General features: G+C 72.4%; 10 protein-coding genes and 1 pseudogene. 2 read left to right on the forward strand and 9 right to left on the reverse strand.

Going from position 1 to position 13,482, the window contains the following annotated elements; translation table 11 throughout:
- Positions 1-40: 40 nt before the first annotated feature.
- From tatB to sigE, 5 genes and pseudogenes are all read right to left on the reverse strand, one after another.
- Positions 41-444 (reverse strand): annotated as a pseudogene (gene tatB, locus G443_RS12745) (Sec-independent protein translocase protein TatB).
- Between the two features lie 83 nt (positions 445-527).
- Entirely contained in the window at positions 528-1,754 is a 1,227-nt protein-coding gene (locus G443_RS12750; RefSeq protein ID WP_211237451.1) for a S1C family serine protease, read from the reverse strand.
- A gap of 664 nt (positions 1,755-2,418) precedes the next feature.
- Complete coding sequence (gene hrpA / locus G443_RS12755; RefSeq protein ID WP_026417290.1) at positions 2,419-6,333, reverse strand: ATP-dependent RNA helicase HrpA; 3,915 nt, start codon at positions 6,331-6,333, stop codon at positions 2,419-2,421.
- 111 nt (positions 6,334-6,444) lie between these two features.
- Positions 6,445-7,266: a zf-HC2 domain-containing protein gene (locus G443_RS12760; protein ID WP_051313294.1), complete on the reverse strand. Its 822-nt coding sequence runs from the start codon at positions 7,264-7,266 to the stop codon at positions 6,445-6,447.
- Positions 7,263-7,847, reverse strand: a complete 585-nt coding sequence (gene sigE, locus G443_RS12765; protein WP_030104153.1) for an RNA polymerase sigma factor SigE — start codon at positions 7,845-7,847, stop codon at positions 7,263-7,265. The genes G443_RS12760 and sigE overlap by 4 nt, the downstream gene beginning before the upstream one ends.
- A gap of 384 nt (positions 7,848-8,231) precedes the next feature.
- Between sigE and G443_RS12770 the strand changes: the two genes are divergently transcribed.
- On the forward strand, positions 8,232-8,879 hold the full coding sequence (locus tag G443_RS12770; RefSeq protein ID WP_026417292.1) for an O-methyltransferase: 648 nt from the start codon (positions 8,232-8,234) through the stop codon (positions 8,877-8,879).
- Here the strand turns inward: G443_RS12770 and G443_RS12775 are convergent.
- Entirely contained in the window at positions 8,851-10,146 is a 1,296-nt protein-coding gene (locus G443_RS12775) for an MFS transporter (RefSeq protein ID WP_245588668.1), read from the reverse strand. The genes G443_RS12770 and G443_RS12775 overlap by 29 nt on opposite strands.
- 63 nt (positions 10,147-10,209) lie before the next feature.
- Here G443_RS12775 and G443_RS12780 point away from each other — a divergent pair, with 63 nt between their 5' ends.
- A complete protein-coding gene (locus tag G443_RS12780; RefSeq protein WP_026417293.1) occupies positions 10,210-11,121 on the forward strand; it encodes a LysR family transcriptional regulator in 912 nt (303 codons plus the stop codon).
- 64 nt (positions 11,122-11,185) lie between these two features.
- On the opposite strand, the gene G443_RS12785 is transcribed toward G443_RS12780, so the two are convergent.
- From G443_RS12785 to G443_RS12795, 3 genes are read right to left on the reverse strand one after another with little or no spacing between them, the layout of a single operon-like run.
- A complete protein-coding gene (locus tag G443_RS12785) occupies positions 11,186-11,620 on the reverse strand; it encodes a hypothetical protein (protein WP_155886019.1) in 435 nt (144 codons plus the stop codon).
- A gap of 56 nt (positions 11,621-11,676) precedes the next feature.
- A complete protein-coding gene (locus G443_RS12790) occupies positions 11,677-13,101 on the reverse strand; it encodes a hypothetical protein (RefSeq protein ID WP_026417294.1) in 1,425 nt (474 codons plus the stop codon).
- A gap of 43 nt (positions 13,102-13,144) precedes the next feature.
- The gene (locus G443_RS12795) at positions 13,145-13,471 is read right to left on the reverse strand and encodes a hypothetical protein (protein ID WP_026417295.1); all 327 of its coding nucleotides are present in this window, start codon (positions 13,469-13,471) and stop codon (positions 13,145-13,147) included.
- Between the last annotated feature and the right edge of the window lie 11 nt (positions 13,472-13,482).

The following is a 13,482-nucleotide window of genomic DNA, read 5'->3' on the forward strand; positions in this document are numbered from 1 at the left end:
GGCCGGTCTCCCGCGCCTCCGGGCCTCCCCCGGCGTGGGCTCAGGTGGCGTCGGGGTCGATGGGGGGCGCTCCCCCGGCCGCAGGGACGGCTCAGGTGGGCGGGCGGGCCCCGAGCCGGCGGTGGGATGGCCGTTCGGCTTCTCCGGGGCGCCGTCCGCCAGCGGCCGGTCGTCGTCGAACAGCTTCCTGGCCTGGTCGGTGATGGCCGTCTTCGGGTTCAGGTTCCGGAGACCACGCAGGTCCTCCAGCGGTTTGCGCAGTTCGTCGAACTCGGGGCCCATCTCCGAGCGGATCTGCTCACGCGCTCCCGACGCGTAGTCGCGGACCTTGCGGATGGTGTTGCCCAACCAGGCGGCAGCGGCGGGCAGCCGTTCCGGGCCGAAGATGAACAGACCGACGAGCAGCAGCACGAACAGCTCCGGCCACCCAATGTTCTCGAACACCCTGGCACCTCCTCCGCACCCGCGAACAGCCTAACGGTTGCCCGGTCATGCGAAAGGGTCTCGGGTGGGACGGTTCCGGCCGGTCAGCGGTTCTGGTCCGAGTCGAGGATGACCGGGATCACCAGGACCCCGTCGCCCCGCACGATCTCCAGCTCGATCTCGTCACCGATCTGGCGCTGGCCGACCGCGAGGAGCAGTTCGTCCGCGCCGCCCACGGGCTGGTCGTCGACCTTGGTGATGACGTCGCCCTCCTGGACACCGGCCCGCTCCGCCGCCCCGCCCTCGCGCACGTTGGCCACCTCGGCGCCGTACTGGTTGCCCGACACCCTGGTGACCGGGTTCACCCCGAGGTCCGGGTGTTCCACCCGGCCGTGCTGGATGAGGTCCTCGGCGATCCGACGCACCTGGTTGACCGGGTTGGCCAGCCCGATCCCGATGGAGCCGCCGCCCGGCGTGGCCTCCCGGATCGCGGTGTTGATGCCGACGAGGGCACCGGACGAGTTGACCAGTGCCCCACCCGAATTGCCCCGGTTGATCGCCGCGTCCGTCTGGATGGCGTTGATCACCGAGGTCTCCGCGGCTGGCAACCGGGACGGCCGGTCCAGGGCGCTGACGATGCCGGAGGTCACGGTGTTGGGGAGGTTCAGCGGGTTCCCGATGGCCAGGACCGTGTCCCCCACGGCGAGCTGGTCGCTGTCACCCAGCTCGATCACCGTCAGGTTCTCGACCTCGACCTTCAGCACGGCGAGGTCGGTGCGCTGGTCCCGGCCGACCAGCGAGGCCTCCGCCCTGCTGCCGTCGGAGAAGACGACGTCGATGTCGGGGGAGTCGGCGTCGGCGGCCGAGGCGACCACGTGTTCGTTGGTCACCACGTAGCCCTCCTCGTGGATGACCACGCCGGAACCCGCACCGTCGCCGGTGTCGACGGAGACCACGGCTGGCCGCACCCGGCTGACCACCTCCGCGAGGGAACCCGGCTCCCGTTCCACGGCGGTGTCGGCCTCGGCGAGCGTCACGTCGGGACGGTTCAACACGCTGCCACCCTCGGCGGTGATCCGGCCGAGGAAACCGCCGGCCAACCCGACGAGGAGGGCGGCCGCGAACAACGCGCCCAGCGCGGTCGGCTTCACCCGCTGCCCGAAGAGCACCTCGCGGGCGCTCAAGCGCGCGGCCGCGCGCGGGGGTTCGGCGTCGGGGTCACCGTCGCTGGTCCCGGCCTCCAGAGCGGGCGGCCCCAGCACGGCCGGCGCGCTCGGATCCCGCCAGGCGTCCCGTTCGTCGGCCCACATGGTCGGCTCGGGGGGCGTCACCGGCCGGGAGGGACCCGGCTGGCGCCGCGGACCTTCTCCCCCACCTGTGGGACGTCCGAACGCCGCCGCGAGCTCCGCGTGTTCGGGGGGCCGGAGCCGGATGGGCGGCGGGGCCGCCGAGCCGGTGGGACGGTCGAACGCGCCGGTCACATGGTCGGGCCGGCCGAACACCGCCTCCTCGGCGGACCGGGGCGCCCTCGGCGCGCTGACCGGAGCGGCCGATCCCGCGGGGGTGTCCCGCCGGACGGCCTGGTCGTCGTTCCGACCGTGGTCGGTGCCCTCGGAGTCTCGGCCAGGAGAGGAAGGCGGCAGCTGCTGACTCATCGCTTCCCGAGCGGTAGGGGTCGTGTCGGTCCGAAGCCGGCGACGTCCGACGCGCCGACGGTGGTCTCAGCTTAGGCCGTCGGGGCCGGGGAGGACTGTCGTTCTTCGTCGGTTGGCGTCGTCGACCGTCTCCGGCCGGGGTCGGGTGGTCCGTGCGGTGACGGCCGCGATGGCCGGGTTCGCCCGGTCCCAGGGCGAACACGAGCCAGGTCCGTCACGTGCGCTCCCAGGGTGCGGTACCACTGGTGAAGTGGGCGTATCCCCGGAGGGCGTCCCGTGGTCGGGCCGGCCGTCGGCCGGGGACGGGGAGCGACGACGCGGGGGGTCCGGACGGCGGCGGTCAGCGCCGCGCGTCCTCGACATCCGCGATCGCCCGCAGGACGCGCACGTCGGACACGCTGTGGGCGGTTCCGAGCGACTGGGCGAAGTAGCTGACCCGAAGTTCCTCGATCATCCACCGGATCTTCCGCAGTTCCCTGGCCGAGGTCGCGCTCCCGGCCAGGCGTTGACGCGCGTCGTCGTAGGCCTCGCGTACCGCCGCCACCTGGTCGGTCAGCTGGGCGTCCCTCGCGGGGTTCTCCGGGAGCTTCTCCAGGCGGCGTTCCATCGCCTGGAGGTACCGGGGGAGTTGGGCGATCCGGGCCGCCCCCGTCGCGGTCACGAACCCCGGGTACACGAGTTCCGCCAGCTGCCGCCGGACGTCCTCCCGGCCAGCGGCGAGGGCGGGCGCGGTGGAGGCGGCCAACGCGCGCTCCACGGAGGTCGCCGCGGCGAGGGTGTCGCTCACGTGGCGTACGACGGTGTGCACCCGGGCGGGCAGTTCGCTCCGGAGCTTCTCCCGCAGCCGGTCGAAGGCGGCCGGGTCCCTGCCCGGGGCCCCCGCTCCCACCAGGATCGAGTCGGCCGCGCAGTCGACGCAGTCGTCCAGCAGGGCCGGCAGGCCGCCGTGCGGGTTGCGGGTCAGCGCGAGCTTCCGCGCGTTGCTGAGGCTGTTCTTGAGAGACCGCAGGGGAGAGGGCACGTTGAGCAGGACCAGGCGCCGGAAACCGCGCCACATGGCCCGCCGGGCCTCCCCTGGGGTCTCGAACATGCGGACGGAGACGGTGTCGCCCTCGTCGACGAGGGCGGGGTAGGCGGTGACGGTCAACCCGTCCTGGTCCTGGCGGTACTCGGTGGGCAGTTCACCCAGATCGTTCCAGCTGGTCAGCCCGGTGCGTTCCAGTGACCGGGCCGCGTGGGAGAGGGTGGCGCGCACCCGGCCGCGCAACCTCGCCTTGATCGCCCCGAGGTCCCGGCCCTCCGCGACGGTCCCACCGTCGCCGTCCACCACCCGGAACGTGACCCTGAGGTGGTCGGGGAGCTGGTCGGTTCGCCAGGCGTCGCGGGGAACGCTGACCCCGGTCAGCCGGTGGAGCTCCCGTTCGAGCGCCGGCAGCAGTGCCAGCTCCGAGTCGGGGCTGATCCGGGAGAGCACCGTCCTGGCCACGTCCGGAACGGGCACGAAGTTCCGCCGGACGTTCTTGGGCAGGGTGCGGATCAGCGCGGTGACCAGCTCGGACCGCAGGCCGGGCACCTGCCAGGTGAACTGCTCCGGCGTGACCTGGTTGAGGGCGGCCAGCGGGACGTCGACGGTGATGCCGTCGCTGGTGGTACCCGGCTCGAAGTGGTAGGACAGCGGCATCTCCAGACCCGGCTGCCGCCACGTGTCCGGGTAGTCGGACTGGCTGACGCCCCCCGAGTTCTCGTTCACCAGCATCGACCGGTCGAAGGTCAGCAGGTCGGGCTGGGTGGTCCTGGTCTTCTTCCACCAGGTGTCGAAGTGCCGTGCGGAGACGACCTCCGCCCCGACCCTCGCGTCGTAGAACTCGAACAGCGTCTCGTCGTCCACGACGATGTCCCGGCGGCGCGCCCGGTGCTCGAGTTCCTCGACCTCCGCCAGCAGCCGGCGGTTCTCGTGGAAGAAGCGGTGCCGGGTCTCCCAGTCCCCCTCCACCAGGGCGTGGCGGATGAACAGTTCCCGGCTCACCTCCGGATCGATCCGCCCGTAGTTGACCTTGCGACCGGTGACGAGCGGGATGCCGTAGAGCGTGACCCGCTCGAGGGCCATCACGGCTCCTCGCCGCTTCTCCCAGTGCGGCTCGCTGTGGAAGCGTTTCACGAGGTGGCCCGCGAGGCGTTCCACCCACTCGGGTTCGATGCGGGCGACGACGCGCGCCCACAGCCTGGTGGTCTCGACGAGCTCGGCGGCCATCACCCACCTCGGCTGCTTCTTGAACAACGCCGAGCCGGGGAAGACGGCGAACCGGGCGTTGCGGGCACCCTGGTAGTCCTGCTTCGGCCCCTCCTTGAGCCCGACGTGCGAGAGCAGGCCGGCCAGCAGCGCGAGGTGGACGCGCTGCGGCTCCTCCCTCGCGGTGCTCATCGGCAGGTCGAGCTGTTTGGCGATCTGCCGGAGCTGGGAGTGCACGTCCTGCCACTCGCGCACCCGCAGGTAGTTCAGGAACTCGTTGCGGCACAGCCTCCTGAACCTGTTCGAGGTCAGTTCCCGCTGCTGCTCCCGCAGGTAGTCCCAGAGGTTCAGGTAGCTGAGGAAGTCGGACTCCTGGTCTGCGAACCGGGCGTGCTTCTCCGCGGCGGCCTGTTGCCGTTCGGCCGGGCGTTCCCTCGGGTCCTGGATGGAGAGCGCGGCGGCGATCACCAGGACCTCCTGCACGCAACCGTTCCGCTCGGCCTCCAGCACCATCCTGCCGAGCCGGGGGTCGACGGGGAGCTGGGCGAGTTTCCGCCCCAGCCTGGTGAGGCGGCGGCCACCGTCCTCGTCCACCTCCAGCGCTCCCAGTTCGTGCAGGAGTTGGACGCCGTCCCGGATGTTGCGGGCGTCGGGTGGTTCGACGAAGGGGAAGGCCGCGATGTCCCCCAGCTCCAACGCGGTCATCTGGAGGATGACCGAGGCCAGGTTCGTCCGGAGGATCTCGGGGTCGGTGAATTCGGGGCGGTTGTCGAAGTCCTCCTCCGAGTACAGCCGGACGCAGATCCCCTCGGCGACCCGACCGCAGCGGCCCTTGCGCTGGTTGGCCGAGGCCTGGGAGACCGGCTCGATCGGCAGGCGTTGGACCTTCAGCCGGTGGCTGTACCGGGAGATGCGGGCGTTCCCGGTGTCCACCACGTAGCGGATGCCCGGCACGGTGAGCGAGGTCTCGGCGACGTTGGTGGCGAGGACGACCCGCCGGCCGGGGTGCGGGCTGAACACCCGGTGCTGCTCCGCCGCGGACAGCCGGGCGTAGAGCGGCAGGATCTCGGTGTTCCGGAGGTTCGCCTTCTCGAGCGCGTCGGCGGCGTCCCGGATCTCCCGCTCACCGCTGAGGAAGACCAGGATGTCACCCGGTCCCTCCTGGCTGAGCTCGTCGACGGCGTCGCGGATCGCCTGGGTCTGGTCCCGGTCGGGGTCCGGGTCGTCCTCGTCGAGGAGGGGGCGGTAGCGCACCTCCACCGGGTAGGTGCGGCCGGAGACCTCGATGATCGGTGCGCCGTCGAAGTGGCGGGAGAAGCGTTCGGGGTCGATCGTCGCCGAGGTGATGATCAGCTTGAGATCGGGTCGGCGGGGCAGCAGCTGCTTGAGGTAGCCGAGCAGGAAGTCGATGTTCAGGCTGCGTTCGTGCGCCTCGTCGATGATGATGGTGTCGTACTGCCACAGCATGCGGTCCTGCTGGATCTCCGCCAGCAGGATGCCGTCGGTCATGATCTTGAGCAGGGTGTCGTCGGTGGAGCGGTCGGTGAAGCGGACCTTGAAGCCGACCGTCTCCCCCAGCGGCGTGGCCAGTTCCTCCGCCACCCGCTCGGCGACGGTGCGGGCCGCGAGCCGACGAGGTTGGGTGTGCCCGATGGCACCCCGAACCCCACGTCCGAGTTCGAGGCAGATCTTGGGGAGCTGCGTCGTCTTCCCGGAGCCGGTCTCCCCCGCGACGATGACCACCTGGTGGTCGCGGACGGCGGCGAGGATGTCGTCCTTCTTCCGGCTGACCGGCAGCGCGTCCGGGTAGCGGATCGCGGGAGTGGCGGCCCTGCGGCGCGCGACCCGCGTCTCCGCGGCCGCCAGGTCCGCCGTGATCCGGCTCAGGGCGCGCTCCCGCGCGGGTTCGCCACGCGCCTTGCGCGAGCCTTCCAACCGGCGCGCGAGCCGCTGCTCGTCCCGGAGCGTCAGCTCGGGGAGGCGGGCGGCGATCTCGGCCGTCGAAGTCACTGGAGGCGTTCCCATACCGGGGCAAGGATAGGCACACCGCGTCGGCCGGCCACCAGCCATTAACGGTCCGGGGCTGCCTGGCCTGCGTCGAGGAGCGGGCGACGTGACCAGCGCCACCCGGGGCGGTCAGGGACCGACCGGTGCGGGGGTGGTGCTCCCGTCGACGTTGGAGGGGGTGGAGTGGTCGCGCGCGGAAGGCGTCAGGTGCGCGCCCGGCGCCCGGGACCCGGCGCTGGGCGGGCTCGACCTCCCGACCACGGGCGCGTCTCCGGTGGCGGTGACGGTGGTCGCCAGGGGAGCGGGTGGCCGGCCGCCGGCGGCACCGGCGGGCTGGCTGACCGGTTCGCGCCCGTCCCTGGCTCCGGCCTGCTCCGGCACCTGACCACCGGGGGCTCCCGACGGCGTCGCCAGCATGACCGCCCCGAGCATGAGACCCGAGACGACGACGCCGGCCCCGTTGCGCAGCCGGCGGCCGCCGCGGGGCGAGCGGGCGCGCCGGGGCGCTTGGGCCCCGGGCGGTGCGGCGTTGAAGGTTCCCGCGCCGAGGACGGTGTCGCCCTGCCCGAGCGGGGTACCCGACCCGAACGGGGCACCGGAGCCGAGTGGAGGGACACCACCGAACCTGCCGCCCTGCCCGCCTGGCTGAGCGACGACCATCTGGCCGTCGGCGGTGACCGCGAGTTCGTCGGGCCCGGTCGGGAGCTGGGCGCTCTGCGGGATGGCGCGCAGGCTCTCCAGCAGGCCCGCCGGCATGGTGGGAGCGGCGGCGGAACGCAGCGCGGCCCTCGCCTGGCGTTGCGCGCTCGCCTGGCGGGCGCAGCGCACGCACCCGGCGAGGTGGCTCATGGCACGGTCGTGCGCGCCGGGGGTCAGTTCGCCGTCCACCAGCGCGACCACCGCGTCCACGGCGAGGCAGTGTTCGGGCAGCAGACCGTGCCGTTCAGTCATGCCGAGTCCTCCAGGGCGCCGGCTCGGCGACGCTCGAGTGCCGCCTTGAGCGCCTGCCGGCCACGGTGAATCCTGCTCCGAACCGTACCCAGCTTCACCCCGAGCGTGGCGCCGATCTCCTCGTACGAAAGACCTTCCACGTCACACAGCACCACGGCGGCCCTGAACTCCGGGGGGAGTTCGTCGAGCGCCGCCTGGAGGTCGGGATCGAGGTGGGTGTTCGCAAACACCTCCTCGGGGCTGGGGCCGCTGCCCGGGAGCCGGTCGGTGTCCTCGGGCAGGCCCTCCATCCGCAGTCGGGCACGACGGCGGACCATGTCGAGGAACAGGTTCGTGGTGATGCGGTGCAGCCACCCCTCGAAGGTGCCCGGCTTGTACGAGGCGAGCGACCTGAACACCCGGATGAAGGTCTCCTGGGTCAGGTCCTCCGCGTCGTGCGGGTTACCGCTGAGCCTGAACGCCAGGCGATACACCCGATCGGCGTGTTGCCGCACTACTTCGTCCCAGCTCGGCGGCGTCCAACCGGCGGACTCCACCCCGTCGGAGGATGCGCTCGCCGTGTCATGGGGAACTGCGGTCATCGGCTGGGTAGGCATCGTGTGCAGGACACCTCCTACGGGCTAACTGCCATAGGGGAACGCTCACGCGTCCCGTGTTGTTCCCGCGCCTCGCGGGACACCACCGTCTTCGCTGGCGGCTTCACCCTCTCGAACCGGGATGAGGCGGTGGTGAGAACAGGCTGAGAGGACCCTGAGAATGGGGTACCCGCGTCGGCGGGTGGGACACCGTCCCGGGGGAACCGCGGGTCGGAGCGCGCCCCGGCGACTGGCGGAGACGGCGTGTACTCCGCGCGGGCGGTCCGTGACCGTCGGGCGGAAAGCGCGGCTCGGCGATCGGGTCAGGCACTGAGAATAAGGGGGCGCTTCGGGTTCCGCCAGGGCGGTGCGGCGCTAACCTCCTTGCTTGTGACACCCGAAACTCCGGCGGCCGACCTCAGCGTGGTGCAGGACTTCGTCGCGGACTACCTCGCGGAGGACGAGGTGCTGGCGGCCGCGCGGGCTCGCGGGGTGGCGCTCGGGTGCGAGCCGATCAGCCCCGGGAGCGGGGCGGCGCTGCGGTTCCTGGCCTCGTCCCTGCGTGCCAGGGCGGTCGTCGAGGTGGGGTCCGGGGCCGGTGTCAGCGGGCTGTGGCTGTTGCGGGGCATGTTGGGTGAGGGAGTGCTCACCTCGATCGACTTCGACCCGGAGAACCAGCGGGCGGCGCGGAAGGCGCTGGCCGAGGCGGGTGTGGCCGCCGGGCGCGCCCGCCTGATCACCGGGCGGGGCCTGGACGTGCTGCCCCGGCTGACGGACGGGGGCTACGACCTGGTCTTCGTCGAGTCGGGCTGGGTGGACTACGCGAGCTACCTGGAGGAGGGGCTGCGGCTGCTGCGTGACGGGGGAGTGCTCGCCTTCGGGAACCTGCTGCGGATCGCCGCCGCGGGGGGCACCCAGGAGGAACACGCCGGGTTGCGGCAGTTGACCGAGGTGATCCGGGTTGACCCCCGTCTGGTCCCGTTCCTGCTGCCGTTCGGCGAGGGCCTGCTCATCGCGGCGAAGCGGGACGTCCAGTAGCGTCCTCGCCGCTGCCCGGTGCCGCCGGGGGTGGCCCCGGCGGCGGCTCCCCCGCCCGGCCGAGGACCGCCACGCCCAGCGCCGCGACGAGGAACCACGGGCACACCACCGCCACCGTCCCGGGCCAGCCCCAGGCCCCGTAGGCCAGACCGCCGAGGGTCCCGCCGACGCTGCTGCCCAGGTAGTACGACAGCCAGTAGACGGCCGCGGCCTGGCCGCGCGCCCAGTGCGCCGACCGGCGACCCAACCACCCGTTCGCGGTCGCGTGGGAGGCGAAGAACCCGGCGGTCAGCACCACCAGGCCCACGACGACCACCAGCAGGTGCCCGGACAGGGTGAGCAGGGTTCCGGCCACGGTCACCCCGAGCGTGCCCCCGAGCACCCTCCTCGGCCCGAACCTGTCGGCCAGGCGCCCGGCGACGGGCGAACTCACGCTGCCGGCCGCGTAGGCCAGGAACACCAGCGAGGCGACCGCCGGGGCGACCAGGAACGGAGGCGCCGACAGCCGGAAACCGACGACGTTGTACAGCGCGACGAAGCCGCCCATCCCGAGGGCGGCCACCAGGTAGGGCCCGTACAGCTCCCGCCTTCCCAGCGCCGCGACCACCCCCGCCGCCAGCACGCGCCCACCGGTCCCGGCCGGCCGGGTGGGAACACCTTGGCGGGGAAGCAGCAGGACGAAGACGGTCGCGCAGGCGGCGGCCAGCAGCGTCACCACGGCGACACCGGTCCGCCAGTCGCTGAGCCCCGCCAGGACGCCGGCCACCACCCGCCCGGCCATTCCCCCGAGGGTGTTGCCGGCGATGTAGAGGCCGATCATCGCGCCGAGCCCCCGTCCCCGGCCGCGCTCGGCGAGGTAGGCGGTGGCGGCGGCCGGGAGACCGGCGATCGCCATCCCCTGCGCCGCCCTGGCCGCCACCAGCAGCTCGAAGGTGGGGGCCAGCGGCACGAGGAAACCGATCACGACGGCGGCGACGACCGCCGCGACCATCACCGGTCGGCGACCGAACCGCTCCGACGCCAGCGCCAGCGGGAGGACGGCGACGGCCAGGCCCGCGGTCGCCGCGGACACCGCCAGCGACGCCCCGCCCGGCCCCAGGCCGTACTCCTCGGCGAGCTGGGGAAGGACCGGTTGCGCGCTGTAGAGCAACGCGAACACCGCCAGGCCGGCCGCCAGCATCGCCACCGCGACCCGTCGTCGCTCTCCTTCGTCGGACCGCGTGGTCGGAGGCTCCGCTGCCGACGACGAGTTCTGCGTCCTGCCCACCCCGGAGACGCTAGGAAGCCAACACTCATTCGTCCAATGACTGGAACGGCCTACATTGATGCGATGGTGGATGATGGGCCAGCACGGCTGGCCAGCGGCCTGGCTCCCCGGCTGGCGCTGCTCCGCGCCCTGGCAGAGGAACAACACATCACCCGGGTGGCTGAACGGTTGCGTGTCCCCCAACCCACGGTGAGCCGGTGGCTCGCCCGCCTCGGGGAGGAACTGGGCACCCCGGTGGTGGTTCGGGCGGGGCGCGGGATCCGGCTCAGCAGGGCGGGGCAGGCGCTGGCCGAGTCGGCGGGCCACGCCCTGGCGGCCCTGGAGGCCGGTTGCCGCCGCGCGCTGGCCGACACCGACGAGGAGCGGGGGCTGGTCGCGCTCGCCTTCCTGCACACGTTCGGTGGACGCCCGGTACCCGAGCTGTTGCGGGGGTTCCGGGCTCGCCGCCCCTCAGTGCGGTTCAGCCTGGCCCAGGCGCCCCACGAAACCATCCTCGACCGCCTGCGGGAGGGAGCCGTGGACCTCGGCCTGACCTCGCCGACGCCGACCGGGGACCCAGGCCTGACGTCGTCCGTGCTGTTCCACCAGCCGTTGGTCGCCGCCGTCCCCGAGCGCCACCCGCTGGCCGGGCGGCGTCGGGTGCGGATCGGTGAGCTGGCCGGGGAGGACTTCGTCGGCCTGGAACCCGGTTTCGGGCTGCGGGCCATCACCGACGAGTTGTGCGCGGCCGCGGGCTTCCGCCCCCGGCTGGCCTTCGAGGGACAGGAGACGGTGACCCTGCTCGGCCTGGTGGCGGCCGAACTGGGGATCGCGCTGGTCCCGCAGGCCGACGGCGGGCCTCCCGCCGGGGTCGTCGAGGTCCCGCTCAGCCCCGCGGCACGACGTACCGTCGGGCTGGTCTGGGCGGCGGGCCGCCCGCTGTCCCCCGCCGTCCGCGAGTTCCGGGACTTCGCCCTGAGCCGGGGGACGCGGTGACGGGGGTCCCGGTGGGGACGGTCCCCCCGCTCGTGCCGCCGAGACGAGGCCGCCGGTCCACCGGTCAGCGCAGGAAGCCCCCGTCGCCGTCCTCGCCACCGCTCTCCGCCTGCCGGCGGGCCTCGATCACGTCGTCGAGGGTGTGGCCCTCCTCGAACTGCTGGAAGATGTCCCGCATCTCGGTCATCTGGCTCTCCAACGCCAGGCGCACGTCCGGATCGTCGTAAGCCCGGCCCTCCAGGACGTCCCGCCAACTCAGCGTTCCGGCCTCCACCCTGGTCTGGAGCGCCCGCATCGCGGGATCGGCGTCGACCCGCTTCGCCGCCTCCTCCATCTGGCGGACATCGGCCTCGGTGACCTGAGGCGGAGCCGGTGGCTGGAGCCGCTCCAACTCCCTGATCAGCTCCCGGCTCCTGGCCATCGCCTCGCCCAGCTGCGCCTCGGCGGCACGAACCTGCGGGGTCTTCCAGCTGTCCTGGTCGAATCCAGGAGACGTCATCACACCGTCCTTCGTCATGGGTTCGGCACCGGCCCGACCTCACGGGCCGGCCAGGTTCAGGAGCCAGTGGGCTCGTCGCGCCCCCGGAACCGCTGCCACTCGTCGCGACCGAGATCGCGGAAGTTCCGCCCGGCCTCGCTGAGGTTGGCGCGTTCCCCCTCCGGCACAGCGTTCCACGCCTGCTCGCCCGCCGACCGCACAGCGCCGCCCGGGTCGCTGATCGCCGACTGCGTGGCGTTCCACGCCGTGGAGGCGCCGTCCCTCGCCGCGTTCCACGCCGAGCCGTCCCGCACCGCGTCGTAGGCGCCGCGCGCCCCGTCCCAGCCCTCGCGGGCCGCGTTGCCCACGTCGCGGGCGGCGTCGACGTGCTGACCGATCCGCTCCTGGTACTGGTCCCGCGCCCAGCCCGTGACACCGTCCCGGGCGGCGCCGTAGGCCGAGGACGCACCGTCGCGCACCGTCTGCCCCGGGTTCTCCCAGGCGTTCCTGGCCGCGTCACGCCCCGACTCGTAGCCGTCCCGGACCGTGTCCCTGGCGTTCTGGTAGTCCTGCCGCAGGTCGGCGCGCAGGTCGTCGGCTGCGTGTTGGAGGCCGCTGCGCCCGTCCCGCTCGTCGATGCGGCGGTCGCGGTACTCGTCGTAGTCGGACCGGAAGTCGCGGGCGTCCCGGCTCATGTCCCGGAGGTCCCTGGTCGCCGAGGAGGCGTTGTCCCGGATCGACGCGGCGTTGTCCCGGATGTTGCCGACCTCGCCGGAGATGTCCCGCACCTCGTCGCTGATGTCGGTCAGCAGGTCCACGGCGTCGGACACGCTCCGGACGTCCTTGATCTCGGCCAGCTTCGAGCCGATCGTCTGGACCGACTCGAAGATCGCCTGCGCGCTCTCGATGATCGCCTGGATCGAGTCGACGATCGCGATGATCTTCTGGTAGAGCTGGTAGGCGTCCCAGATCAGCTGGGCGGCCTTCACCCAGCCGTAGGCGGGGATCCAGATCTTGGCGATCGCGTCGATCAGCTTCTGGACCAACCAGTCCAGCAGGCGCAGGGCCTGTTTGGCGAGCGCCTTCGACCCCTCGGCGGTCTGGGTGAACGCCATGCCGATCAGCTTGGCGACGCCCTGTTCGACGAGCAGTCCCCCGCCCCAGACGACCTTGATGAACGTCTCGTGGGAGACCGCGGCCTCGCCGTCCCACTCCTGCCGGACGACCTCCACGTTGTCGTTCAACGCCTGGCGGAGCTCGCTGACGCCGTCGGCGACCTTGTTCCACGCCTCGCCGTTGGTGGCGATCTTGCCGAAGTCGCCCGTGATCGGCATGATCACGCCCTCGACGATGCTCTGACCGGTCACCTGTTGGAAGGCCCAGTCCACGCCGTAGACGCGCCAGCCGGCGTCCCGGACCATCTGCTCGATCGACTCGCCGGGGTCGACGGGCTCGGGTGGTGACGAGAGTGCGGCCAGCGCGCTGGCGTCCTGGTAGCTCATGGTGCGATTCCCCCAGTAGTGCGAAAGCTGCTCCGAGTGGCGGTCAGATGACCCGGTTCGCCTGTTCCATGATCTTGACCATGCGGTCCTGGACGGCCTGGTCAGCGGCGGCGTAGACCTCCGCGTTCCTCCGGATTCCGTCCGCGGTGCCGCCGAGCCGGTCCTGCCCGAAGTTCAACGTCTCGCCGAACAGGGTGCCGACCAGGTCGACGCCCGGGTGCAGCAGCGCGAGCAGACCGGTGAAGCCGGACTTGTCGCAGCCGTACCGCACGGCGTACTCGCGGAGCGCGTCGAAGGCGCCCTGGAGGTCGTCCAGGCTCCGCGCGTAGCCCTCCAGCGAGTCGACATCGACCTGGAACTGCTCGCTCATCCAATTCCTCC

It is taken from the genome of Actinoalloteichus caeruleus DSM 43889 (assembly GCF_000429185.2).
GTDB lineage: Bacteria > Actinomycetota > Actinomycetes > Mycobacteriales > Pseudonocardiaceae > Actinoalloteichus_B > Actinoalloteichus_B caeruleus.